The organism is Enterobacter soli ATCC BAA-2102 (genome assembly GCF_001654845.1).
GTDB classification, from domain to species: Bacteria; Pseudomonadota; Gammaproteobacteria; order Enterobacterales; family Enterobacteriaceae; genus Enterobacter; species Enterobacter soli.
Genome location: NZ_LXES01000051.1, coordinates 102059 through 124071, shown reverse-complemented (window position 1 = coordinate 124071; position 22013 = coordinate 102059). Strand labels below are relative to the sequence as shown.

Sequence of the window (22013 nt, the reverse complement as noted above, 5' to 3'; positions counted from 1 at the left end):
ATGCACGAAAATCAACAACCACAGACCGAGGCTTTTGAGCTGAGTGAAGCAGAACGTGCCGCCATTGAGCATGAGATGCACCACTACGAAGACCCGCGTGCGGCGTCCATTGAAGCGCTGAAAATCGTACAGAAACAGCGTGGTTGGGTGCCGGATGGGGCGATCTATGAGATCGCAAAAGTGCTGGGTATTCCGGCAAGCGACGTAGAAGGTGTGGCAACGTTCTATAGCCAGATCTTCCGCCAGCCGGTTGGCCGCCACGTGATCCGCTACTGTGACAGTGTGGTTTGTCACATCACGGGTTATCAGGGCATTCAGGCTGCTATTGAGAAAAAACTCGATATCAAACCAGGCCAGACCACGTTCGACGGTCGTTTTACCCTGCTGCCAACCTGCTGCCTGGGTAACTGCGACAAGGGGCCGACCATGATGATTGATGAGGATACTCACAGCCATCTGACGCCGGAAGCCATTCCTGACCTGCTGGAGCAGTACAAATGAAAACTGTAATTCGTACTGCTGAAACTCATCCGCTGACCTGGCGTCTGCGCGATGACAAACAGCCGGTATGGCTTGAAGAATACGAAAGCAAAAACGGCTATGCCGGTGCGCGTAAAGCCCTGGGCGGCATGGCACCGGACGAAATCGTTAATGCGGTAAAAGACGCTGGCCTGAAAGGGCGCGGCGGTGCGGGCTTCTCCACCGGTCTGAAGTGGAGCCTGATGCCAAAAGACGAATCCATGAACATCCGTTACCTGCTGTGTAACGCCGATGAAATGGAACCTGGCACCTATAAAGACCGCCTGCTGATGGAACAACTGCCGCACCTGCTGGTGGAAGGTATGTTGATCTCCGCGTTTGCGCTGAAAGCTTACCGTGGCTACATCTTCCTGCGTGGTGAGTACATCGAAGCCGCAGAAAACCTGCGCCGCGCGATTGCCGAAGCGACCGAAGCGGGTCTGCTGGGTAAAAACATTCTGGGCACCGGTTTTGACTTCGAACTGTTCGTGCACACCGGTGCAGGGCGTTACATCTGCGGTGAAGAAACCGCGCTGATTAACTCCCTTGAAGGCCGTCGTGCGAACCCGCGTTCCAAGCCACCGTTCCCGGCAAGCTCCGGCGTATGGGGTAAACCGACGTGTGTTAACAACGTCGAAACCCTGTGTAACGTTCCGGCGATCCTCGCCAACGGCGTGGAGTGGTATCAAGGCATCTCTTCAAGTAAAGATGCAGGTACCAAACTGATGGGCTTCTCTGGCCGCGTGAAGAACCCGGGTGTCTGGGAGCTGCCATTTGGTACGACCGCGCGCGAAATTCTTGAAGACTATGCAGGCGGGATGCGTGACGGGCTGAAATTCAAAGCCTGGCAGCCAGGCGGGGCAGGAACCGATTTCCTGACCGAGGCTCATCTTGACCTGCCAATGGAATTCGAAAGCATTGGTAAAGCAGGCAGCCGTCTCGGTACGGCGCTGGCGATGGCCGTCGACCACGAGATCGGCATGGTATCGCTGGTACGTAACCTGGAAGAGTTCTTCGCTCGCGAGTCCTGCGGCTGGTGTACACCGTGCCGTGATGGTCTGCCGTGGAGCGTGAAGATCCTGCGTGCTATTGAACGTGGCGAAGGCCAGCCTGGCGATATCGAGACACTTGAGCAACTGTGTCGATTCCTGGGCCCTGGTAAAACCTTCTGTGCCCACGCACCGGGTGCTGTAGAGCCATTGCAGAGCGCGATTAAATATTTCCGCGACGAATTCGAAGCAGGCATCAAGCAGCCGTTCAGCAATACCCATTCAATTAATGGTATTCAGCCGAACCTGCTGAAAGCGCGCTGGTAAAAACAGAATTTTGATTAACGCTCAGAGCTAATCTGAGCCAACTGGAAGCATGCTAATGGCTACGATTCATGTAGACGGCAAAGAATACGAGGTCAACGGGGCGGACAACCTGCTAGAAGCTTGTCTGTCGCTCGGCCTTGATATTCCGTACTTTTGCTGGCATCCGGCGCTGGGCAGCGTCGGTGCTTGCCGCCAGTGTGCGGTGAAGCAATATCAAAACGCGGAAGACACGCGTGGTCGCCTGGTGATGTCCTGTATGACGCCAGCCACCGAAGGCACCTTTATTTCGATTGACGATGAAGAAGCCAAACAGTTCCGCGAAAGCGTTGTGGAATGGTTGATGACCAACCACCCACACGACTGTCCGGTCTGTGAAGAGGGCGGTAACTGCCACCTTCAGGATATGACCGTGATGACCGGTCACAGCTTCCGTCGCTATCGCTTTACCAAACGTACCCACCGCAACCAGGATCTGGGGCCGTTCATCTCTCATGAAATGAACCGCTGCATCGCCTGTTACCGCTGTGTGCGTTACTACAAAGACTATGCAGACGGTCAGGATCTGGGCGTATATGGCGCACATGACAACGTCTACTTTGGTCGTCCGGAAGACGGTACGCTGGAAAGCGAATTCTCCGGTAACCTGGTAGAAATCTGCCCGACCGGCGTATTCACAGATAAAACGCACTCCGAGCGTTACAACCGTAAATGGGACATGCAGTTTGCGCCAAGCATCTGCCAGCAGTGCTCTCTTGGCTGTAACACCAGTCCGGGTGAACGTTACGGCGAACTGCGTCGTATCGAAAACCGCTATAACGGTACCGTTAACCACTACTTCCTGTGCGACCGTGGTCGTTTCGGTTATGGCTATGTGAACCTGAAAGACCGTCCGCGTCAGCCGGTTCAACGCCGTGGCGATGACCTGATCACCCTGAACGCTGAACAAGCGATGCAGGGCGCGGCAGATATTCTGCGCCAGTCGAAGAAAGTGATTGGTATCGGCTCCCCACGTGCCAGCGTTGAAAGTAACTTCGCGCTGCGTGAACTGGTTGGGGCTGAAAACTTCTACACCGGTATCGCCCAGGGCGAGCAGGAACGTCTGCAACTGGTGCTGAAAGTGCTGCGCGAAGGCGGTATTCATACTCCTGCGCTGCGCGAAATCGAATCCTATGATGCAGTTCTGGTGCTGGGTGAAGACCTGACTCAGACCGGCGCTCGCGCGGCTCTGGCGGTTCGCCAGGCGGTGAAAGGTAAAGCACGTGAAATGGCGGCAGCCCAGAAAGTGGCTGACTGGCAGATTGCAGCAATCCTGAACATCGGCCAGCGCGCCAAGCATCCTCTGTTTGTCACCAGCATCGACGACACCCGTCTGGATGATATCGCCGCGTGGACCTACCGCGCGCCGGTTGAAGACCAGGCTCGTCTCGGCTTTGCCATTGCACACGCGCTGGACAACAACTCTCCGGCCGTTGAACTGGATCGCGACCTGCAAAACAAGGTTGACGTGATTGTTCAGGCGCTGGCGGGTGCGAAAAAACCGCTGATTATTTCCGGTACTAACGCCGGTAGCGCCGAGATCGTTCAGGCAGCAGCAAACGTTGCTAAAGCCCTGAAAGGCCGTGGTGCGGATGTTGGCGTGACCATGATTGCCCGTGCGGTGAACAGCATCGGTCTGGGTATGATTGGCGGCGGCTCTCTGGACGCAGCGTTAAGCGAACTGGAAACCGGTGCTGCTGACGCGGTTATCGTGCTTGAGAACGACCTGCATCGTCATGCCTCCGCGTCACGCGTTGACGCTGCGCTGGCAAAAGCGCCACTGGTGATGGTGATTGACCATCAGCGTACCGCGATTATGGATAAGGCGCATCTGGTGCTCTCTGCGGCAAGCTTCGCAGAAAGCGACGGTACGGTGATTAACAACGAAGGCCGCGCACAGCGCTTCTTCCAGGTTTATGACCCTGCGTACTACGACAGTAACACCATCATGCTGGAAAGCTGGCGCTGGCTGCACTCCCTGCACAGCACCGTGCAGAGCCGTGAAGTGGACTGGACGCAGCTTGACCACGTTATCGACGCGGTTGTGGAAAAACTGCCTCAGCTGGCGGCCATCAAAGATGCTGCACCTGACGCAAGCTTCCGTATTCGCGGCCAGAAACTGGCGCGTGAACCACACCGTTACAGCGGTCGTACCGCAATGCGTGCCAACATCAGCGTGCATGAACCTCGTCAGCCGCAGGACAAAGACACCATGTTCGCCTTCTCTATGGAAGGGAACAACCAGCCGTCTGCGCCGCGCTCTCAGGTTCCGTTTGCATGGGCTCCGGGCTGGAACTCCCCACAGGCATGGAACAAGTTCCAGGCAGAAGTGGGCGGCTCCCTGCGTCATGGCGATCCGGGTGTGCGTCTGATTGAAGCCTCCGAAACCGGTCTGGATTTCTTCAGCGCCGTGCCGGCAAGCTTCCAGGCTCAGGATGGCAACTGGCGTATTGCGCCGTACTACCATCTGTTTGGTAGCGACGAAATGTCCCAGCGTTCTCCGGTATTCCAGCAACGTATGCCGCAGCCTTACATCAAGCTCAACCCGGCAGATGCCGCGAAGCTTGGCGTGAATGCGGGCGCGAACATTGCCTTTAGCTACGATGGCCAGACAATCAGCCTGCCGCTGATTATCTCCGAAGGTCTGACAGCAGGGCAGGTGGGTCTGCCGATGGGGATGCCTGGCATCGCTCCGGTACTGGCGGGCGCGCGTCTTGATAACTTGCAGGAGGCAAAAGCATGAGTTGGTTAACGCCGGATCTTATCGACATCCTGCTGAGCATTCTGAAAGCGGTTGTGATTCTGCTGGTGGTCGTCACCTGTGGCGCGTTCATGAGCTTTGGTGAACGTCGTCTGCTCGGTCTGTTCCAGAACCGTTACGGACCGAACCGCGTGGGCTGGGGTGGTTCACTCCAGCTGGTCGCGGACATGATCAAGATGTTCTTTAAAGAGGACTGGATCCCGCGCTTCTCGGATCGCGTGATCTTTACTCTGGCACCGATGATCGCCTTTACCTCGCTGTTGCTGGCGTTTGCCATCGTTCCTGTCAGCCCGACCTGGGTTGTAGCTGACCTGAACATCGGCATTCTGTTCTTCCTGATGATGGCAGGCCTCGCGGTTTACGCGGTACTGTTCGCAGGCTGGTCCAGTAACAACAAATACTCCCTGCTGGGTGCGATGCGTGCTTCCGCGCAGACGCTGAGCTACGAAGTATTCCTGGGTCTTTCCCTGATGGGCGTGGTGGCGCAGGCCGGTTCATTCAACATGACCGACATCGTCAACAACCAGGCTGACATCTGGAACGTTATCCCGCAGTTCTTTGGTTTTGTTACCTTTGCTATCGCGGGCGTGGCGGTGTGTCACCGTCACCCGTTTGACCAGCCAGAAGCCGAACAGGAACTGGCCGACGGTTACCACATTGAATATTCCGGTATGAAATTCGGTCTGTTCTTCGTGGGCGAGTACATCGGTATCGTCACCATTTCCGCGTTGATGGTAACGCTGTTCTTTGGTGGCTGGCATGGCCCGTTCTTACCGCCGTTCATCTGGTTCGCGCTGAAAACCGCGTTCTTCATGATGATGTTCATTTTGATTCGTGCGTCATTACCGCGTCCTCGTTATGACCAGGTAATGTCCTTCGGCTGGAAAGTGTGCCTGCCGCTGACGCTCGTCAACTTGTTGGTAACGGCAGCTGTCATTCTCTGGCAGCAGCCATAAGGGGCTTTAGACCATGACCTTAAAAGAATTATTGGTAGGCACCGGCACCCAGCTACGCAGTATCTGGATGATCGGCCTGCACGCGTTTGCCAAACGCGAAACCCAGATGTACCCGGAAGAGCCGGTATATCTGCCGCCGCGCTACCGTGGCCGTATCGTGCTGACGCGCGATCCAGACGGTTCCGAGCGCTGCGTTGCCTGTAACCTGTGTGCGGTAGCGTGTCCGGTAGGCTGTATCTCTCTGCAAAAAGCAGAGACGGTAGATGGCCGCTGGTATCCTGAGTTCTTCCGCATCAACTTCTCACGCTGCATCTTCTGCGGTCTGTGTGAAGAAGCGTGCCCAACCACGGCGATTCAGCTGACTCCAGACTTCGAGCTGGGTGAGTACAAGCGTCAGGATCTGGTGTACGAGAAAGAGGATCTGCTGATTTCCGGTCCGGGCAAATACCCGGAATATAACTTCTACCGGATGGCGGGTATGGCAATCGACGGCAAAGATAAGGGCGAAGCAGAGAACGAAGCCAAGCCTATCGACGTCAAGAGCCTGTTACCGTAAGGAGAGGGCAATGGAATTCGCTTTTTATATCTGTGGCCTTATCGCCATCCTGGCTACGCTGCGAGTGATTACGCACACCAACCCGGTGCATGCGCTGCTCTATTTAATCATTTCGCTGCTGGCTATTTCCGGGGTGTTCTTTGCGCTGGGCGCGCACTTTGCCGGTGCGCTGGAAATCATCGTCTACGCCGGGGCCATCATGGTGCTGTTCGTCTTCGTGGTGATGATGCTGAACCTGGGCGGCTCTGAAATTGAGCAGGAACGTCAGTGGTTAAAACCGCAGGTGTGGATTGGCCCGGCAATTCTGTCGGCCATCATGCTGGCGGTGATCGTTTACGCCATTATGGGCGTGAACGACCAGGGTATCGACGGCACGCCAATCAGCGCGAAAGCCGTGGGTATTTCCCTGTTTGGCCCGTACGTTCTGGCGGTTGAACTGGCCTCCATGCTGCTGCTGGCAGGTCTGGTTGTTGCCTTCCACGTTGGCCGCGAAGAGCGTGCCGGCGAGGTGCTGAGCAACCGCACTGACGACCGCGCGAAAAGAAAAACGGAGGAACGCGCATGATCCCCTTAACACATGGACTGATCCTCGCTGCGATTTTATTCGTTCTGGGTCTGACCGGCCTGGTTATCCGCCGCAATCTGCTGTTTATGCTGATCGGCCTGGAAATCATGATTAACGCTTCCGCGCTGGCCTTTGTGGTTGCCGGTAGCTACTGGGGCCAGACCGATGGTCAGGTGATGTACATTCTCGCCATCAGCCTCGCGGCTGCCGAAGCGAGTATTGGCCTGGCGCTGTTGTTGCAGCTCCATCGTCGCCGCCAGAACCTGAACATCGATTCAGTAAGTGAGTTGCGTGGATGAACATGCTTGCCTTAACCATTATTTTTCCGCTGATTGGCTTCGTGCTGCTGGCGTTTTCTCGTGGCCGCTGGTCTGAGAATCTGTCTGCAACCGTTGGCATTGGCTCTATCGGTCTGGCGGCGCTGGTAACAGCGTACGCGGGTATCGATTTCTTCAACAACGGACGCCAGCCTTTCAGCGTGCCGCTGTGGACCTGGATGTCGGTCGGTGATTTCAACATCGGTTTCAACCTGGTGCTGGATGGTCTGTCTCTGACCATGCTCTCCGTGGTGACCGGAGTGGGCTTCCTGATCCACATGTTCGCCTCCTGGTATATGCGCGGTGAAGAGGGTTACTCCCGCTTCTTCGCCTACACCAACCTGTTTATCGCGAGCATGGTCGTTCTGGTGCTGGCCGATAACCTGTTGCTGATGTATCTGGGCTGGGAAGGCGTGGGTCTGTGTTCTTACCTGCTGATCGGTTTCTACTACACCGATCCGAAGAATGGCGCAGCCGCCATGAAAGCGTTCGTCGTGACCCGTGTGGGTGACGTGTTCCTCGCTTTCGCGCTGTTCATTCTCTACAACGAACTGGGCACGCTGAACTTCCGCGAAATGGTGGAACTGGCGCCAGCTCACTTCGAAGCAGGCAACAACATGCTGATGTGGGCAACGCTGATGCTGCTGGGTGGTGCTGTGGGTAAATCCGCGCAGCTGCCGTTGCAGACATGGCTGGCGGACGCGATGGCGGGTCCAACCCCTGTCTCCGCGCTGATCCACGCAGCGACCATGGTTACCGCGGGTGTTTACCTGATTGCGCGTACCCACGGTCTGTTCCTGATGACCCCGGAAATTCTGCATCTGGTGGGTATTGTGGGTGCGGTCACTCTGGTGCTGGCAGGCTTTGCAGCGCTGGTTCAGACCGACATCAAACGCGTTCTCGCGTACTCCACCATGAGCCAGATTGGTTACATGTTCCTGGCGCTGGGCGTTCAGGCATGGGACGCGGCGATTTTCCACCTGATGACGCACGCCTTCTTTAAAGCGCTGCTGTTCCTCTCATCCGGTTCCGTGATCCTGGCCTGCCACCACGAGCAGAACATCTTCAAAATGGGCGGACTGCGTAAGTCCATCCCGCTGGTATATGTTTGCTTCCTGGTGGGCGGCGCGGCGCTGGCGGCACTGCCGCTGATTACCGCGGGCTTCTTCAGTAAGGATGAAATCCTTGCGGGTGCCATGGCGAATGGTCATATCAATCTGATGGTTGCAGGTCTGGTCGGTGCGTTCATGACCTCTCTGTATACCTTCCGTATGATTTTCATCGTATTCCACGGTAAAGAACAAATTCACGCTCACGCAGGGAAGGGGATTACCCATCACCTGCCGCTGATTGTGCTGCTGGTACTGTCCACCTTCGTTGGCGCAATGATTGTGCCACCGTTGCAGGGCGTACTGCCGGACACCACCGAGCTTGAGCACGGTCGCGTTCTGACGCTTGAAATCACCTCTGGTGTGGTCGCTATCGCGGGTATCCTGATTGCTGCATGGCTGTGGCTGGGTAAACGTACGCTGGTAACGTCTGTTGCCAACAGTGCGCCAGGCCGTCTGCTGGGCACCTGGTGGTACAACGCGTGGGGCTTCGACTGGCTGTACGACATGATTTTCGTCAAGCCGTTCCTGGGCGTTGCGTGGCTGGTGAAACGCGATCCACTGAACAGCATGATGAATATCCCGGCGATCCTGTCCCGCTTTGCAGGTAAAGGCCTGCTGTTCAGCGAGAACGGTTACCTGCGCTGGTATGTGGCGTCCATGAGCATCGGTGCGGTTGTCGTACTGGCGCTGCTGATGGTGTTGCGTTGATCGTTAAGTGAATTTTATTCGAATTCGTTGAAAATCAGGCCCCTGCTGGGGGCCTTAAAAAGGAATGTAAATCGCCATGTTACTACCCTGGCTAATATTAATTCCCTTCATCGGCGGCTTCCTGTGCTGGCAGACTGAACGCTTTGGCGTGAAGATGCCGCGCTGGATCGCGCTGATCACCATGGGATTGACGCTCGCACTTGGTCTGCAACTGTGGTTGCAGGGTGGCTATTCTCTGACGCAGTCTGCGGGTATTCCGCAGTGGCAGTCTGAATTTGTTCTGCCGTGGATCCCACGTTTTGGCATTACTATCCACCTGGCCATTGATGGTCTGTCGCTGCTGATGGTAGTGCTGACCGGTTTGCTCGGCGTTCTGGCGGTACTTTGCTCCTGGCGAGAAATCGAAAAATACCAGGGCTTCTTCCACCTGAACCTGATGTGGATCCTGGGCGGCGTCATCGGCGTGTTCCTTGCCATCGACATGTTCCTGTTCTTCTTCTTCTGGGAGATGATGCTGGTGCCGATGTACTTCCTGATCGCGCTGTGGGGCCACAAGGCATCCGACGGTAAAACGCGTATCACGGCGGCAACCAAGTTCTTCATCTATACCCAGGCGAGTGGTCTGGTGATGCTGATTGCTATCCTGGCGCTGGTGTTTGTTCACCACAACGCGACCGGTATCTGGACCTTCAACTATCAGGATCTGCTGAAGACGCCAATGTCTCACGGCGTTGAATATCTGCTGATGCTGGGCTTCTTCATCGCTTTCGCGGTGAAAATGCCGGTTGTTCCGCTGCACGGCTGGCTGCCAGATGCACACTCCCAGGCACCAACGGCGGGTTCCGTTGACCTGGCGGGCATCTTGCTGAAAACCGCAGCCTACGGTCTGCTGCGTTTCGCATTGCCGCTGTTCCCGAACGCCTCCGCTGAGTTCGCACCGATTGCCATGTGGCTGGGTGTGATTGGTATCTTCTACGGTGCCTGGATGGCGTTTACGCAGTACGACATCAAGCGTCTGATTGCTTACACCTCCGTTTCCCACATGGGCTTCGTGCTGATTGCTATCTACACCGGCAGCCAGCTGGCGTACCAGGGCGCGGTTATCCAGATGATTGCGCACGGTCTGTCCGCAGCCGGCCTCTTCATCCTGTGTGGCCAGCTGTACGAACGTCTGCACACGCGCGATATGCGTATGATGGGCGGTCTGTGGAGCAAAATTAAATGGCTGCCAGCGCTGTCCATGTTCTTCGCGGTTGCCACCCTGGGGATGCCAGGTACCGGTAACTTCGTCGGCGAATTTATGATTCTGTTCGGCAGCTTCAAAGTGGTTCCAGTGATTACCGTTGTCTCTACCTTCGGTCTGGTGTTCGCTTCTGTGTACTCACTGGCGATGCTTCACCGCGCTTACTTCGGTAAAGCGAAGAGTGAGATTGCTGCACAAGAACTGCCTGGGATGTCGCTGCGTGAGCTGTTCATCATCCTGCTGCTGGTCGTACTGCTGGTGCTGTTGGGCTTCTATCCACAGCCGATTCTGGATACCTCGCATTCCGCGATGGGTAACATCCAGCAGTGGTTTGTTAATTCTGCTTCTACTACAAGGCCGTAATTCGCCATGACAATAACTCCACAACAACTGATCGCGCTGCTACCGCTGCTGATCGTCGGATTGACGGTGGTGGTTGTGATGCTCTCCATTGCGTGGCGACGCAATCACTTCCTGAATGCGACCCTGTCCGTTCTGGGTCTGAACGCTGCGTTGGTTTCCCTCTGGTTTGTTGGCCAGGCGGGCGCGATGGATGTCACCCCGCTGATGCGTGTTGACGGCTATGCCATGCTGTACACAGGGCTGGTTCTGCTGGCGAGTCTGGCAACCTGTACCTTTGCGTACCCATGGCTTGAAGGCTACAACGACAACAAAGAAGAGTTTTATCTGCTGGTACTGATTGCCGCACTGGGCGGCATTCTGCTGGCGAATGCGAACCACCTGGCTGCGCTGTTCCTCGGTATTGAGCTTATCTCTCTGCCGTTATTCGGCCTGATTGGTTACGCCTTCCGTCAGAAGCGTTCGCTGGAAGCGAGTATCAAGTACACCATTCTGTCAGCGGCGGCATCATCGTTCCTGCTGTTTGGTATTGCGCTGCTGTACGCACAGTCCGGTAACCTCTCCTTCGTGGCGCTCGGCAAGAGCCTCGGCGACGGGATGCTGCACGAACCGCTGCTGCTGGCCGGCCTGGGTATGATGATTGTTGGCCTCGGCTTTAAACTGTCTCTGGTTCCGTTCCACCTGTGGACGCCAGACGTATACCAGGGTGCTCCGGCTCCGGTATCGACCTTCCTGGCGACGGCGAGCAAAATCGCTATCTTCGGTGTGGTGATGCGTCTGTTCCTGTACGCACCAGTGGGTGATAGTGAAGCGGTTCGCGTGGTGCTTGGCATTATCGCGTTCGTTTCCATCATCTTCGGTAACCTGATGGCGCTGAGCCAGACCAATATCAAACGTCTGCTGGGCTACTCGTCTATCTCCCATCTGGGTTACCTGCTGGTGGCACTGATTGCGCTGCAAAGCGGTGAGATGTCGATGGAAACCGTAGGCGTGTATCTGGCAGGTTATCTGTTCAGCAGCCTCGGCGCGTTCGGCGTGGTGAGCCTGATGTCCAGCCCGTACCGTGGCCCGGATGCAGATTCCCTGTTCTCTTACCGTGGTCTGTTCTGGCACCGTCCGATTCTGTCTGCGGTCATGACCGTGATGATGCTGTCTCTGGCCGGTATTCCGATGACGCTGGGCTTTATCGGTAAGTTCTACGTACTGGCAGTCGGTGTGCAGGCCGGCCTGTGGTGGCTGACCGCCGGTGTGGTGATTGGCTCCGCGATTGGTCTGTACTACTACCTGCGCGTGGCTGTGAGCCTGTACCTGAGTGCACCTCAGCAGCTCAACCGCGATGCACCAACCAACTGGCAGTACAGCGCCGGGGGTATTGTGGTGCTGATCTCCGCGCTGCTGGTACTGATCTTCGGTATCTACCCGCAGCCGCTGATCACCATCGTGCAGCACGCGATGCCGCTGATGTAAGGTGAAAGCAAAAAGGCAACGAAAGTTGCCTTTTTTAATGTTTGCGCCCTCTCCCGGTGGGAGAGGGATGGGGTGAGGGCACCAGCCCGCACGAACTTAAGCCAGCTGCTTCCTGCTGATCAACGGCCCGTCAATCTTCTTCACCGAACGCTCCAGCACTTCTTCGATAACCGACGACAGCTCGTTAAGCTCAAACTTCGCCACATACCCGTCGGCCTTCACCTTGCGGATATGGTCTTCGTTGGCATTCCCTGAAAGGGACGAGTGGATCACCACCGGAATATCTTTCAGAACCGGGTCAGTTTTAATTTTGCGCGTCAGCGTAAAACCGTCCATCTCTGGCATTTCGAGGTCGGTCAGCACCAGGGCGATTTTATCGGTGATCGGCACACCTTCAGCCTGCGCCTGGGCAGCGAGAACGCCAATTTTTTCCCATGCGTCTTTGCCGGTGATATGCAGCTGGGCCGGGATCTCCATTGCCTGCAAGCCTTTCTCCAGCATGGATCGCGCAACTTTAGAATCTTCCGCCACGATAGCCACTGCGCCAGGCTTGATGTTGAATTTCGTGGTTTGCAGATTGGTGGCGTGCAGATCGTGGTTCGCCGGGGTGATGTCATACAGGATTTGCTCAACGTCCAGCACCATCGCCAGATCGTTGGTATCGGTCTTCTCATCAAGACAGGCAATGCTGGTGATGTAACGCCCGCTGACGGCGGTTTCCGCCGCGTGCACTTGCTTCCAGTCCAGACGCATAATGTTCTCGACCGATTCCACCGCAAAGGCCTGCACGCTGCGGGCATATTCCGTAATCAGCAGAATGTTCAACCCGGTTGTAGGTTTGCAACCCGCGACGGCAGCCAGGTCGATCACCGGGATCACCTGGTCGCGAATGTTCACCATCCCCATCAGCGGTGATTTCATTCCCGCGGGTTTGGTGAATTCCGGCATCGGCACAATTTCGCGCAGCTTAAAAACGTTAATGCCAAACAGCTCGGATTTGTTTTCATTCAGAGAGGTGCCAAGACGGAACAGCAACAGCTCAAAACGGTTCGACAGGGTCAGATTCGCCCTGTCATCAATATCTTTCTGGAAATTATCCATTCTACCCTCAAGTGAAATGCTGACCTTTTAATCGTTATCGGCATCCTGAGGGAAAAATGAAGGACTAAACGCTGACCTGAGTGAAATCTTCCGCCAGCTCGCAGTTTGCAAACACCTCGCGGCACTCCGCCAGCAGATTTTCACAGCCGTGGGCGTCGTAACGAGAGCTGACGTGCGTCACGATTAATTTCCTTACACCCGCTTCCAGCGCAAGCCGGGCTGCCTGACGGGTAGAGCTATGGCCGCGGCTGTTGGCTTTCTCTTCCATCGCCGTTTCGAGCGTGGCTTCATGCACCATCACATCAACACCCTGAGCAAGCTCATGTGCACCAGGACATGGCGCGGTATCGCCAAAAATCGCCAGCGTCTTGCCAGGCAATGGTGCCGAAAGATAATCCTGCCCGTTTATCGCCCGCCCGTCTTCAAGCTCAACGGTGTTGCCCTGTTTCAGCCGCTGGAATAATGGCCCCGGGCGCACGCCATCGGCAATCAGTGCCGCGGCGTTAAGCGTGCCCGGTTTATCATGCTCTTCAATGCGATAGCCATAACACTCAACCGGGTGGTTTAGCGGCCGGGCAATGACCCGGTAAGCGCCATCATCGAAGACCAGCCCATCGGTAATCTCAATGACCTCCAGCGGATAGTCGGTCCACGAGCCGCTCAGACGCAGCGTGGTTTCAACAAATTCTGCAATACCCGCAGGGCCATAAATGGTCAGGGGATTGGCATTCCCGGCCATTGAGCGGCTGCACAGCAGGCCGGGCAGACCAAACAGATGATCCCCGTGCAGATGGGTAATGAAGATTTTATCGAGCTTACCGGGATGATAAGTCGTGTGTAATAGCTGATGCTGCGTGCCTTCGCCACAGTCAAACAACCATAGCCCGCCACGGGTGGGATGCTGCAAATCCAGCAGCATGGCCGTTACATTTCGTGAGCGGGTTGGCACGCCGGCGGAAGTACCCAGAAAAATCAGTTCCATAACACAGTCAGACCCTTTGCTGAATGGGGAGGGGTTTAGTATAACGTGATGAACACTAAGAAGGAGCCTGACATGATCCAGTGGCAAGATTTACACCATAGCGAGCTGACGACCTTTTCCCTGTACGCGCTGCTCAAACTGCGCTGCGAAGTCTTCGTTGTTGAACAAACCTGCCCGTATCAGGACATCGATGGCGATGACCTGGTAGGGGAAAACCGTCACATTCTGGGCTGGAAAGATAACGAACTGGTCGCGTATGCGAGGATTCTGAAAAGCGAAGACGAACTTGAGCCGGTGGTGATTGGCCGCGTCATCATCAGCGGCAGCGCGCGTGGCGAAAAGCTCGGTTATCGCTTAATGGAACAAACGCTGGCTGCCTGCGAAAAACAGTGGCCAGACAAGGCGTTATACCTGGGCGCTCAGGCGCATCTTCAGTCATTCTATGCGCACTTCGGGTTCGCTCCGGTGACGGATGTGTATGACGAAGACGGCATTGCGCATATCGGCATGGCGCGAGAAACGAAACAGGCGTAATGGAGTGTCGTTGTCTATAGTTAGCGGACTGGTGTACTAACATGGAGAAAAATATGTCTTTTCATTCCTGGGAGACCCGTATCGACGACGACCTGGCTTTACTGAGCGAAACGCTGGAAGAGGTGTTACGTTCTTCGGGCGACCCCGCAGATCAGAAGTATATCGAGCTGAAAGAGCGTGCCGAGCAGGCATTGCGTGACGTGCAGTCCCGCGTCAGTCAGGCTTCTGATACCTACTACTACCGCGCCAAACGCGCGGTGTATCGTACCGATGACTATGTGCATGAAAAACCCTGGCACGGCATCGGCGTTGGCGCTGCGGCGGGGCTGGTGTTAGGGCTGCTGCTGGCGCGTCGTTAAGAGGTTGATGCAGACGGTAAACCACTCCCTATACGTGGGTACTGCTATTTATTATCAGTACCCCGTATAATGTGGGGTTTTAACAGGGAGAGGTTCGCGTGCAATCGATTTTCATCGCGCTGGAACGTCTGCGTGACCAGCTTGCGCAAGCACTACCGGCGACACCCGGTTTACGTCATTTCGATGTCTCTTTCCCGCTAAATGATGCCTTTGATCCTCTGGCCTGGCTTGGCTCCCAGACGTGTTATCCCCAATTCTACTGGCAACAACGTAACGGCGATGAAGAGCTGGCCGCGCTTGGCGCAGTCGTGCATTTTTCATCTCTGGCTTCGGCAGCACAGTTTTTAAACGCCTGTGACGCGCCGGATACCACCCGCATCTGCGGGCTTAATGCCTTTAACCCGGCGCAGGGCAGCCTGTTTTTGCCGCGCCTGCTGTGGTTACGCAATGCGGGAATCGCCACATTACGCCTGCATCTGTGGAGTGCCACTTCCCTTCAGGATGATGCGCATCAGGCGCTGGACTTTTTACAGCAACTGGGTGAAACCCGGCCGATCCCCGCTCTGGCGCTTCAGGCTCTCAGAGAGACGCATCAGCCCGACAAACCCGAATGGCTGCGCCTTGTCCGCCTGGCAACGCAGACCATTGCGCACGGCGGTTTTGACAAGGTGGTGCTCGCCCGGGCGACAGACGTGCAGTTTAACCAGCGCGTTAATGCCATCGCACTAATGGCCGCCAGCCGGGCGCTGAATTTACATTGCTATCATTTCTGCATGGTGTTTGACGCCAGCAACGCGTTTCTGGGCTCCACGCCTGAACGTTTGTGGCGACGCCGTGGCATGCTGTTACGCACCGAGGCGCTGGCCGGGACGGTTGCCAGCCATGCTGAAGATAAACAGGCGAAGCGGCTTGGCGACTGGCTGATGAATGACGACAAAAACCAGCGCGAAAATATGCTGGTGGTAGAAGATATCTGCCAGCGTCTGCAACATCACACCCGGACGCTGGAGGTTCTGCCCGCACAGATTGTACGCCTGCGTAAGGTGCAGCATTTGCGTCGATGCATCTGGACTGCGCTAAAACATACCGATGATGAGCAATGTCTGCACGTCCTGCAACCGACCGCCGCCGTGGCGGGGTTACCGCGTCAGGCGGCGAGTGAGTTTATCGAAAATAACGAACCGTTCGACAGAGAGTGGTATGCCGGATCTGCCGGGTATTTATCTCCCGGACAAAGTGAGTTTTGTGTGGCGCTCCGCTCCGCACGGCTGCACAACGACGCGCTAAGGCTGTACGCCGGGGCCGGAATTGTTAGCGGCTCTGACCCGGAGCAAGAGTGGCTGGAGATAGAAAATAAAGCCGCAGGGTTGCGCACTCTGCTCCTTAGGGATTAATACTGAGTCACGCATTCCCGATTCATATCAAAATTCCATCTTTTTCTATTATTTATACTGTGTCGCAATATTGATACCGGACAATCTCATGTCAGTAAGTTCTTTTAACCGACGCTGGGCGACGGTGATCCTTGAAGCCCTGACCCGCCATGGCGTCAGGCACGTGTGTATTGCACCCGGTTCCCGCTCTACGCCGCTGACCTTGGCGGCGGCTGAAAACCGGACGTTTATTCATCACACCCATTTTGATGAGCGTGGGTTAGGTCACCTGGCGCTGGGGCTGGCAAAAGTCAGCAAAGAACCCGTGGCGGTGATTGTCACATCCGGTACGGCGGTGGCTAACCTCTATCCAGCCATTATTGAAGCCGGTTTAACCGGTGAAAAATTAATCCTGCTGACCGCAGACCGCCCGCCAGAGCTTATCGACTGCGGCGCAAATCAGGCCATTCGTCAGCCGGGCATTTTTGCGTCCCATCCTTCGCAGAGCATTTCGTTGCCGCGTCCTACGCAGGACATACCGGCAAGCTGGCTGGTATCGACGCTCGATCACGCGATGGGCTCGCTGCGCGGCGGGGCATTGCATATCAACTGTCCGTTTGCCGAGCCGCTGTATGGCGAGCTGGATGACACAGGGCTTGACTGGCAACAGACGCTTGGCGACTGGTGGAACAGCGAAAAAACCTGGCTACGCGAACAGACTCATCTGGAAAGCGCGAAGCAGCGCGACTGGTTCTTCTGGCGGCAAAAGCGCGGTGTGGTGATTGCCGGGCGCATGAGCGCGGCGCAAGGGCGGCAGGTGGCTGAATGGGCGCAAACCCTCGGCTGGCCGCTGATCGGCGATGTCCTTTCACAAACCGGGCAGCCGTTGCCTTGCGCCGACCTCTGGCTGGGTAATGCGAAAGCGGTAACCGAGCTGGCACAGGCGCAAATTGTCGTCCAGATTGGCTCAAGCCTCACGGGAAAACGCGTCCTGCAGTGGCAGGCCACCTGCGAGCCGGAAGAGTACTGGCTGGTGGACCCGCTGGAAGGGCGGCTCGACCCGGCGCACCATCGCGGTCGTCGTCTGGTCAGCAGTATTGATGCCTGGCTGGAACTCCACCCCGCAGAAAAACGTAAACCCTGGGCGGTGGACATCCCCGAGCTTTCGCGCCAGGCGTGGGAGTTAACCAAATCTCAGTGCGAAACCTTCGGCGAAGCCGGGCTTGCCCATCGCATTCGTCAGTATCTGCCCGAGCAGGGGCAGCTGTTTGTCGGTAATAGCCTGGTGGTGCGCCTGATAGATGCATTTTCTAAGCTGCCTGCCGGATACCCGGTGTACAGCAACCGTGGCGCGAGCGGGATTGACGGGCTTATCTCTACGGCAGCAGGCGTGCAGCGCGCCAGCGCCAAATCTACCCTGGCGGTGGTGGGCGATCTCTCTGCACTTTACGATCTTAACGCGCTGGCGTTGTTGCGCCAGGCTTCGGCTCCGTTTGTGCTGATTGTGGTGAACAACAATGGCGGGCAGATTTTCTCGTTACTGCCCACGCCGCACAGTGAGCGCGAGCAGTTCTATCTGATGCCGCAGAATGTGCAGTTTGAACACGCAGCGGCGATGTTCAGCCTGAAATATCACCGCCCGGAAAACTGGTCAGAGCTGGAAACCGCGCTGAGCAGCGCATGGCGTCAGCCTGGTGCCACGCTGATTGAGCTGGTGGTGAATGATTCTGCCGGGGCGCAGCAGCTGCAAAGCCTGCTGGCACAGGTAAGCCACCTGTGATCCTTGCGGGTGTGCAGCAGGCCGGAAAGCCAGGAACGCCCTGGCTGGTCTTTTTGCACGGTTTTTCCGGTGATAACCGCGAGTGGCAGGTCGTTGGGGGAGCGCTGAGCGACTCTCCCCGGTTGTATCTTGATCTGCCTGGACACGGAGGGTCAGCGCATTTTTCCGTTTCTGGTTTTGAAGCGGTTAACGCGTTACTGAAAAGTACCCTTCTTAGTTACAACATATTTAACTACTGGCTGGTGGGGTACTCTCTCGGCGGCCGTATTGCGATGTTCCATGCGGCTCAGCAACCGCCGGGGCTGTGTGGGTTGATTGTCGAAGGTGGGCACCCGGGGCTGCAAAATGCCGAAGAACGCACTGCCCGACGCCAGTCCGACGGGCGCTGGGCAACGCGTTTCCGCCAGCAGCCGCTCGAGTCTGTTTTTGCCGACTGGTACCAACAGCCTGTTTTTGCGTCCCTCACGGATGCGCAACGTCACGACCTGATTATGCTGCGCAGCCAGAATAGCGGTGCGCACCTGGCGGATATGCTTGAGGCAACCTCTCTTGCCGTCCAGCCCGATTTGCGTGCGGCACTTCGCGCCCGCAATCTCTCTTTTCACTATTTATATGGTGAACGTGATGAAAAGTTTGCCGCCATCGCGCGCGAATTGGATGCCGTTTGCCATGTGATCCCTAATGCCGGACACAACGCCCACCGGGAAAACCCGGCCGCGGTTGCCGCGAATCTGGCTCAGATACTGCGTCTTCGAATAAAGGACTCTCTATGATCTATCCTGATGAACAAATGCTCTATGCACCGGTTGAATGGCAAGACTGCTCCGAAGGCTACACCGACATTCGTTACCATAAATCTGCTGACGGCATTGCCAAAATCACGATTAACCGCCCGCAGGTGCGTAACGCGTTCCGTCCGCTGACCGTCAAAGAGATGATTCAGGCGCTGGCCGATGCGCGCTATGACGACAACATCGGGGTGATCGTTCTGACCGGCGAAGGTGACAAAGCATTCTGCTCCGGTGGCGATCAGAAAGTGCGTGGCGACTACGGCGGATATCAGGATGATGCAGGCACGCATCACCTGAACGTGCTCGATTTCCAGCGTCAGATCCGCACCTGCCCTAAACCGGTTGTTGCGATGGTGGCAGGTTACTCCATCGGTGGTGGCCACGTGCTGCACATGATGTGTGACCTGACCATTGCTGCTGAAAACGCCATCTTCGGCCAGACTGGCCCGAAAGTCGGCTCCTTCGATGGCGGCTGGGGCGCATCCTATATGGCGCGCATCGTTGGGCAGAAAAAAGCCCGTGAGATCTGGTTCCTGTGCCGTCAGTACAATGCTCAGGAAGCGCTGGATATGGGGCTGGTTAACACTGTTGTGCCGATCGCTGACCTCGAAAAAGAAACAGTACGCTGGTGTCGCGAGATGCTGCAAAACAGCCCAATGGCGCTGCGCTGCCTGAAAGCCGCACTGAACGCCGACTGCGACGGCCAGGCCGGTTTGCAGGAGCTGGCGGGTAACGCCACCATGCTGTTCTACATGACCGAAGAAGGTCAGGAAGGACGCAACGCGTTTAACGAAAAACGCCAGCCAGACTTCAGCAAATACAAACGGAATCCATAATGCGTCGCGCGCAGGTTTACCGCTGGCAGATACTCATGGACGCGGGCGTGGTGCTGCGTGAACGGCGGTTAAAAACTCGTGACGGATTTTTCGTTTACTTACAGCAGGGCGACCAGCACGGGTGGGGCGAAGTGTCGCCGCTGCCGGGCTTTAGCCTTGAATCGCTGGATGAGGCTCAGGCAGCGTTGCTGGCCTGGGCGAACGAATGGCGTGCGGGAGTTGATCCCGCGTTGCCTGACGTGCCTTCTGCGGCGTTTGGGATAAGCTGCGCGCTGGCAGAACTTGACGGCAGTCTGCCTGCCGAAGCAGATTACCGCGCAGCACCGCTGTGTACCGGCGATCCTGATGAACTGTTTGCGCTGCTCTCGGCCATGCCCGGCGAGAAAGTGGCGAAAATAAAAGTCGGGTTATACGAAGCGGTGCGTGACGGAATGGTGGCTAACCTGCTGCTGGAAGCCATCCCCGATTTGCGTCTGCGTCTGGATGCCAATCGCGCCTGGACTCCGCTCAAGGCGCAGCAGTTTGCGAAGTACGTCAATCCGGCGTATCGCGACCGTATCGCCTTTCTGGAAGAGCCGTGTAAAACCCGTGACGATTCGCGAGCCTTTGCTCTGGATACGGGGATCGCGATTGCCTGGGATGAAAGTCTGCGCGAGGCGGATTTTGTGTTTGCGGCGGAGCCGGGCGTCAGTGCGGTGGTCATTAAACCCACGCTGACCGGTAGCCTGGAAAAAGTGCGCGAGCAGGTTTCTGCGGCACACGCTGTGGGAATGACGGCGGTGATCAGCTCGTCGATTGAATCCAGCCTTGGCCTGACGCAACTGGCGCGCATTGCCGCATGGTTAACGCCTCACACCGTTCCCGGGTTGGATACGTTAAACCTGATGCAGACGCAGCTTATCCGCCAGTGGCCAGGCAGCACGCTGCCATGCCTGGGGGTTGAGGCGCTGGAGCCGGTGCGATGAGTTTTACCGACTGGCCGTGGCGGCACTGGCGTGCGCAGTTTGCGGACAAACCGGCGCTGCGCCTGGATGAAAGCGTCCTCAGCTGGGCGATGTTGTGCGCGCGCATCGATCGTCTTGCTGCCGGGTTTCATCAGCAAGGGGTGCAAGAGGGCGATGGCGTCATGCTGCTCGCCCATAACCATCCTCAGACGTTACTGGCATGGCTGGCGTTGCTGCAATGCGGTGCCCGTATCCTGCCCGTAAATCCGCAGTTGCCGCGCCCACTGCTGGATGTGTTGATCCCACAGATGACGCTTCGCTTTTCGCTGGTGCTGGATGCAACCTATGACGGACTCCCGCCACTGCGAATGGAGGATCGGTCCGGTGACGATGCGGTGATGTGGCAGCCTGAGCGTCTGGCTTCCATGACGCTGACGTCTGGCTCCACCGGGTTACCCAAAGCGGCAGTGCATACCTGCGCTGCACATCTTGCCAGTGCGCGTGGCGTGTTGTCGTTAATGCCCTATGGCGAAGAGGATGACTGGCTGCTTTCGCTGCCGCTTTTCCATGTTTCCGGTCAGGGGATCTTGTGGCGCTGGTTACTCTCGGGAGCGCGCTTAACCGTGCGTGAAAAGCAGCCGCTTGAGCAGGCATTGCAGGGGTGTACTCATGCTTCGCTGGTGCCCACACAGCTCTGGCGCTTGCTCAATGTTCCGCATCATATTGCGCTGAAAGCGGTCTTACTCGGCGGGGCGGCAATCCCTGTCGAACTGACGCACCAGGCGCGTGAGCAGGGGATCCGCACATTTTGCGGCTACGGCCTGACCGAATTTTCCTCAACGGTATGTGCCAAAGAGGCGGACGGTGAGCCGGATGTCGGTGTCGCGCTGCCGGGCAGGGAGGTGCAGGTCGTTGAAGGCGAAGTCTGGATCAGGGCGCAGAGTATGGCCGCAGGCTACTGGCGAGACGGTGCGCTGATCCCGCTCACCAACGATCAGGGCTGGTTTGCTACCCGCGATCGTGGAGAGTTGCATAACGGCGTCCTGACCATTCTTGGGCGTATGGATAATCTCTTTTTCAGCGGTGGCGAAGGGGTTCAGCCGGAATCCCTGGAGCGCGTTATCGCTACCCATCCGCAGATAAGCCAGGTGTTTGTTGTCCCGCTGGATGACGCCGAATTTGGCCAGCGCCCTGTAGCGGTAGTGGAATGCGAGCCGGGCACGGATATCACGCTTTTCCCTGACTGGATCAGAGATAAGCTGGCGCGTTTCCAGCAGCCTGTGCGCTGGCTGGCGTTGCCGGCGGAACTCAAAAATGGCGGCATTAAGGTTTCGCGCCGTGCGTTGCAGCAATGGGTTAATGCAACCCTGAAGGGATAGCCGTACCTGCCGGAGTAT

The 22013-nt window shown here is 56.7% G+C and carries 20 protein-coding genes; 18 read left to right on the top strand and 2 right to left on the bottom strand.

The genetic code is table 11. The features are described from left to right. The 10 genes from nuoE to nuoN all read left to right on the top strand — a co-directional run bounded on the left by nuoE (position 1) and on the right by nuoN (position 11916). The gene (gene nuoE, locus M987_RS21175; RefSeq protein ID WP_014071107.1) at positions 1–501 is read left to right on the top strand and encodes an NADH-quinone oxidoreductase subunit NuoE; all 501 of its coding nucleotides are present in this window, start codon (positions 1–3) and stop codon (positions 499–501) included. Then, a complete protein-coding gene (gene nuoF, locus M987_RS21170; RefSeq protein ID WP_014071106.1) occupies positions 498–1835 on the top strand; it encodes an NADH-quinone oxidoreductase subunit NuoF in 1338 nt (445 codons plus the stop codon). Before nuoE ends, nuoF begins: the two co-directional genes overlap by 4 nt. A gap of 55 nt (positions 1836–1890) precedes the next feature. Further along, entirely contained in the window at positions 1891–4614 is a 2724-nt protein-coding gene (gene nuoG / locus M987_RS21165) for an NADH-quinone oxidoreductase subunit NuoG (RefSeq protein WP_014071105.1), read from the top strand. Next, a complete protein-coding gene (gene nuoH / locus M987_RS21160) occupies positions 4611–5588 on the top strand; it encodes an NADH-quinone oxidoreductase subunit NuoH (protein WP_006176509.1) in 978 nt (325 codons plus the stop codon). The genes nuoG and nuoH overlap by 4 nt, the downstream gene beginning before the upstream one ends. Before the next feature lie 13 nt (positions 5589–5601). Next, on the top strand, positions 5602–6144 hold the full coding sequence (gene nuoI, locus M987_RS21155; RefSeq protein WP_014071104.1) for an NADH-quinone oxidoreductase subunit NuoI: 543 nt from the start codon (positions 5602–5604) through the stop codon (positions 6142–6144). Between the two features lie 10 nt (positions 6145–6154). Continuing rightward, the gene (gene nuoJ, locus M987_RS21150) at positions 6155–6709 is read left to right on the top strand and encodes an NADH-quinone oxidoreductase subunit J (protein WP_014071103.1); all 555 of its coding nucleotides are present in this window, start codon (positions 6155–6157) and stop codon (positions 6707–6709) included. After that, a complete protein-coding gene (nuoK, locus tag M987_RS21145; RefSeq protein WP_003861496.1) occupies positions 6706–7008 on the top strand; it encodes an NADH-quinone oxidoreductase subunit NuoK in 303 nt (100 codons plus the stop codon). The genes nuoJ and nuoK overlap by 4 nt, the downstream gene beginning before the upstream one ends. Continuing rightward, on the top strand, positions 7005–8846 hold the full coding sequence (nuoL, locus tag M987_RS21140; protein WP_014071102.1) for an NADH-quinone oxidoreductase subunit L: 1842 nt from the start codon (positions 7005–7007) through the stop codon (positions 8844–8846). The genes nuoK and nuoL overlap by 4 nt, the downstream gene beginning before the upstream one ends. Before the next feature lie 76 nt (positions 8847–8922). After that, the gene (gene nuoM / locus M987_RS21135) at positions 8923–10452 is read left to right on the top strand and encodes an NADH-quinone oxidoreductase subunit M (RefSeq protein ID WP_014071101.1); all 1530 of its coding nucleotides are present in this window, start codon (positions 8923–8925) and stop codon (positions 10450–10452) included. Positions 10453–10458: 6 nt separating this feature from the next. Continuing rightward, positions 10459–11916: an NADH-quinone oxidoreductase subunit NuoN gene (gene nuoN, locus M987_RS21130; RefSeq protein ID WP_014071100.1), complete on the top strand. Its 1458-nt coding sequence runs from the start codon at positions 10459–10461 to the stop codon at positions 11914–11916. Positions 11917–12012: 96 nt separating this feature from the next. Here nuoN and M987_RS21125 read toward each other — a convergent pair whose 3' ends face one another. Both M987_RS21125 and rnz read right to left on the bottom strand, forming a co-directional pair. Next, complete coding sequence (locus M987_RS21125; protein WP_014071099.1) at positions 12013–13017, bottom strand: chemotaxis protein; 1005 nt, start codon at positions 13015–13017, stop codon at positions 12013–12015. A 64-nt stretch (positions 13018–13081) separates the two neighbouring features. After that, positions 13082–13999, bottom strand: a complete 918-nt coding sequence (rnz, locus tag M987_RS21120; RefSeq protein WP_014071098.1) for a ribonuclease Z — start codon at positions 13997–13999, stop codon at positions 13082–13084. A gap of 72 nt (positions 14000–14071) precedes the next feature. Here rnz and M987_RS21115 point away from each other — a divergent pair, with 72 nt between their 5' ends. The 8 genes from M987_RS21115 (at position 14072) to menE (ending at position 21995) form a co-directional block, all read left to right on the top strand. Further along, entirely contained in the window at positions 14072–14533 is a 462-nt protein-coding gene (locus M987_RS21115; RefSeq protein WP_014071097.1) for a GNAT family N-acetyltransferase, read from the top strand. A 53-nt stretch (positions 14534–14586) separates the two neighbouring features. After that, entirely contained in the window at positions 14587–14892 is a 306-nt protein-coding gene (gene elaB, locus M987_RS21110) for a stress response protein ElaB (RefSeq protein ID WP_014071096.1), read from the top strand. A 98-nt stretch (positions 14893–14990) separates the two neighbouring features. Next, positions 14991–16286: an isochorismate synthase MenF gene (gene menF / locus M987_RS21105; RefSeq protein WP_014071095.1), complete on the top strand. Its 1296-nt coding sequence runs from the start codon at positions 14991–14993 to the stop codon at positions 16284–16286. 88 nt (positions 16287–16374) lie between these two features. Further along, positions 16375–18045 carry a 2-succinyl-5-enolpyruvyl-6-hydroxy-3-cyclohexene-1-carboxylic-acid synthase gene (menD, locus tag M987_RS21100; protein ID WP_014071094.1) on the top strand — a complete coding sequence of 557 codons (1671 nt, stop codon included), beginning with the start codon at positions 16375–16377 and terminating at the stop codon, positions 18043–18045. Further along, on the top strand, positions 18042–18818 hold the full coding sequence (menH, locus tag M987_RS21095; RefSeq protein ID WP_014071093.1) for a 2-succinyl-6-hydroxy-2,4-cyclohexadiene-1-carboxylate synthase: 777 nt from the start codon (positions 18042–18044) through the stop codon (positions 18816–18818). Before menD ends, menH begins: the two co-directional genes overlap by 4 nt. Further along, a complete protein-coding gene (gene menB / locus M987_RS21090; RefSeq protein WP_014071092.1) occupies positions 18815–19672 on the top strand; it encodes a 1,4-dihydroxy-2-naphthoyl-CoA synthase in 858 nt (285 codons plus the stop codon). The genes menH and menB overlap by 4 nt, the downstream gene beginning before the upstream one ends. Continuing rightward, positions 19672–20637: an o-succinylbenzoate synthase gene (gene menC, locus M987_RS21085; protein WP_014071091.1), complete on the top strand. Its 966-nt coding sequence runs from the start codon at positions 19672–19674 to the stop codon at positions 20635–20637. Before menB ends, menC begins: the two co-directional genes overlap by 1 nt. Beyond that, the gene (gene menE / locus M987_RS21080; RefSeq protein WP_014071090.1) at positions 20634–21995 is read left to right on the top strand and encodes an o-succinylbenzoate--CoA ligase; all 1362 of its coding nucleotides are present in this window, start codon (positions 20634–20636) and stop codon (positions 21993–21995) included. Before menC ends, menE begins: the two co-directional genes overlap by 4 nt. Positions 21996–22013 lie beyond the last annotated feature (18 nt).